The sequence below is a fragment of the Actinobacillus capsulatus DSM 19761 genome (assembly GCF_000374285.1).
In the GTDB taxonomy this organism is placed as follows: domain Bacteria; phylum Pseudomonadota; class Gammaproteobacteria; order Enterobacterales; family Pasteurellaceae; genus Actinobacillus; species Actinobacillus capsulatus.
This window is the reverse complement of the sequence record NZ_KB893969.1, coordinates 1-1462: the sequence shown is the minus strand read 5'-3', so window position 1 is coordinate 1462 and position 1462 is coordinate 1. Positions and strand designations below refer to the sequence as shown.

Annotated in this window: 2 protein-coding genes; both read left to right on the top strand. The window is 39.4% G+C overall.

Annotation, left to right across the window (positions count from 1 at the left end; all coding sequences use genetic code 11):
* The coding region (locus C228_RS14595) for a hypothetical protein (RefSeq protein ID WP_039771524.1) at nucleotides 1–252 on the top strand (252 nt) is incomplete at its 5' end.
* A 179-nt stretch (nucleotides 253–431) separates the two neighbouring features.
* Nucleotides 432–1280, top strand: a complete 849-nt coding sequence (locus C228_RS0112985; RefSeq protein WP_018653014.1) for a DNA adenine methylase — start codon at nucleotides 432–434, stop codon at nucleotides 1278–1280.
* Nucleotides 1281–1462: the final 182 nt, after the last annotated feature.

Below are 1462 nucleotides of genomic sequence, written 5' to 3'. Positions count from 1 at the left end.
GATAGAGATATTCAAGCCGACCAACTCATCGCACATACTGAAGACAGTACAGCGCTGGGGCAAGGTGTCAGTTATAAAATTGATTTAATGGACGGCAATAATGTTGTGCGTTCAGTTACGACGAGTTCGACCAATTTTGCTTACCCAGATGTCGCTAGAGTTGAGGGTGAGCAATTTGACAAAATTGCGCTGTATAGCGTTAAAGACAATTTATCTAGCTTATATCGTTATGAATTCAGAGTTCAAAGTTAAAAAGGAGGAATATATAAGGTATGTAAACACGGGCAGTCAGTAGGCTTCGCACAGCCTACCGACCTTATCACCGACAGAACCGACCTGTAGGCAATAACTATTGCTAGACCCGCGGTCTTAGCCAAGACAAACGTGAGTTTAGCATAATTTTTTCACTCTATGAAAGAGGCTTACAGAATATGAAAAACAATTTATCAAGCTATAAACAGGCACCTCTACCTTTTGTAGGGCAAAAACGCCAATTTTTGGCCCAATATGCTGCTATTCTCAATCAATATATTCCCAATGATGGTCAAGGTTGGACAATTATTGATGCCTTCGGTGGTTCAGGATTACTTAGCCACACGGCAAAACAACTCAAACCTGCCGCACGCGTTATTTACAATGACTTTGACGGTTATGCGACGCGGCTTAAACATATTGACGATATTAACCAATTGCGTGGCAAGATATATACTTTATTAGATGGTGTTCCACGTCAAAAACGTATCACTGATCACTCTATCAAAATTAAAATAATCGAGACAATCGAAGCATTTGACGGTTATAAAGATTTGAACTGTCTGGCGAGTTGGTTGCTATTTAGTGGTCAGCAAGTCGCAACACTTAGCGATCTTTATCATAAAGATTTTTGGAATTGTATCAGGCTATCAGATTACCAAAATGCCGATGGCTATTTAGATGGCATAGAGATTACCAACGAATCATTCCATACGTTACTTCCGCGTTTTATCAATGACCAAAGAACGGTATTTGTCTTAGACCCTCCATATTTGTGTACGAAACAAGAGAGCTATAAGCAAGCGCATTATTTCGACCTTATCGACTTCTTACGCTTAATTAACATTACACGACCACCGTATATCTTCTTCTCATCAACAAAAAGCGAGTTCGTGCGGTTTATTGAGTACATGCAGACGGATAAAGTAGATAATTGGCAGGCATTCGACGGCGCACAGCGGATAGCGATTAAGACAAGTCTTAACTATCAAGGCGAGTACGAGGATAATTTGGTGTATAAGTTCTAGATATAATTAAGGCTTAGTGTTTACTAAGCCTTAATTTATTTATTGTTCTAATTCGGATAATAAGCAATAAAATGGCGGTGCGGATGGGGCAAGGGTTGAGGTAAATTTTACTACGCTATCTTTGCGTCCGTCTTCGACAAAACAGATATCTAAAAATTCTGTGTTATACACAAAGTTTTGTC

Excerpts from the sequence above, each read along its gene's own strand:
- C228_RS0112985 (WP_018653014.1), top strand. The coding sequence starts at position 432 with ATGAAAAACAATTTATCAAGCTATAAACAGGCACCTCTACCTTTTGTA.